The sequence below is a fragment of the Corynebacterium sp. HMSC071F07 genome (genome assembly GCF_001810285.1).
GTDB classification, from domain to species: domain Bacteria; phylum Actinomycetota; class Actinomycetes; order Mycobacteriales; family Mycobacteriaceae; genus Corynebacterium; species Corynebacterium simulans.
This window is the reverse complement of record NZ_KV800677.1, coordinates 1-914: the sequence shown is the minus strand read 5'-3', so window position 1 is coordinate 914 and position 914 is coordinate 1. Positions and strand designations below refer to the sequence as shown.

At 48.1% G+C, this 914-nt stretch carries 1 protein-coding gene and 1 pseudogene; both read right to left on the bottom strand.

Translation table 11 applies throughout. From position 1 onward, the window contains the following. Window positions 1-371 (bottom strand): annotated as a pseudogene (locus tag HMPREF2724_RS12955) (ABC transporter ATP-binding protein); the annotation flags it as partial. Next, window positions 365-769, bottom strand: a complete 405-nt coding sequence (locus tag HMPREF2724_RS12210; RefSeq protein ID WP_235597022.1) for a hypothetical protein — start codon at window positions 767-769, stop codon at window positions 365-367. The gene HMPREF2724_RS12210 and the pseudogene HMPREF2724_RS12955, both read right to left, overlap by 7 nt. Window positions 770-914 lie beyond the last annotated feature (145 nt).

Here is a 914-nt window from a genome sequence, read left to right as displayed (position 1 = left end):
CCAAGACTTTCACATCTCTGATCGGCAGCCTTCGACAAATCAACAAAGTTTAGCCACTCCAAGCTATGTTTCTTTGCGATTTTCCTATCCTGACCAAACAGCCACGCAACATAAGCGCAGTATTCTCCAGAAGTGAAACCCACAATCGGCATGAATTTCTGCTCGACTAACGATATAGAGCCCACCCTTAAGACGACCCCGTCGTGCGGAGAAGAATCTGATGCCAGGACGGAAAAAAGAGTCGGCTTTCCTGCACCGTTTGCCCCAAGAAGAAGCGTTGGACGTTCATCTATCGTCAACTGCGGTATATCCAGAATTGTTTTGTTTGAACGCCTTATCTTTAAAGCATCAACTCGAATCGTATCTACCATACGACTTTCATCCAATTGATGGTCAAACGGTTCCAATCAAACGTATGAATATCGGCATGATAGTTGCCTGCAGCCTGACGCCCCCAGCCACCTCGATCCCAACCCCCATAGCACCTGTTGAGAGAACGTGAACCCAGGTCCGGATCCGGCTGCCCTGCGAGAGTTCGGCGTAGGGTCATCTCGACTTTTCCTGGCGATCCGTGCGGAGTGTTCAAGCAGGTAGCTGCTGTGATTTCCGTGTTAAACCCATCAATATTTCGATCGTACCAACTACGAGTTTTAAAGCCATCGCGAATTCCATTCACGCTGGTTTCAAAATGCCCCTCAGCATTAGCTGGGACAACAAATGAAGTGATCGCCAAGGCTACAGTCAGCCCTGCTACGACTATTTTCTTCACCGGATTTCACACCTCTTTCTGAGAACTAGGCAAAAGAGACTTGCCTTACCTGAACAAAAGCTTGCTTCAAGCGCCGAACAGGGAGAGATGATATTAATACCTAAAGCTTGGCTATTTGTCGATTTGGGGTAGTTGGTACCGCGAG